1 protein-coding gene is annotated in these 281 nt (G+C 60.5%); it reads left to right on the top strand.

Annotation, left to right across the window (positions count from 1 at the left end):
* A partial coding sequence (locus B2344_RS10480) for a glutamine amidotransferase-related protein (RefSeq protein WP_290485184.1) occupies window positions 1-281 on the top strand: 281 nt, incomplete at both ends.

The following is a 281-nucleotide window of genomic DNA, read 5'->3' as shown; positions in this document are numbered from 1 at the left end:
CAGGCCGTGATCCTGTCGGGCGGACCTTCCAGCGTGACATGGGACGACAGCCCGCGCGCCGATGATGCGATTTTTGAACTCGGCGTGCCGGTGCTTGGCATCTGTTACGGCCAGCAGGTCATGATGCAGCAACTGGGCGGCAAGGTAGAAAGCGGCACGAGCCGTGAATTCGGCCGGGCTTTCATCGAGAAGGTCGTGGACGACCCGATCCTGTCAGACCTGTTCCATTCGGGTGACAGCGAACAAGTCTGGATGAGCCATGGCGACCATGTTGCCGAGAT

Source organism: Hyphomonas sp. UBA3195 (genome assembly GCF_002366485.1).
GTDB lineage: Bacteria > Pseudomonadota > Alphaproteobacteria > Caulobacterales > Hyphomonadaceae > Hyphomonas.
Note: the sequence above shows the minus strand (reverse complement) of the source record. Positions and strands in the feature narration are given on the sequence as shown.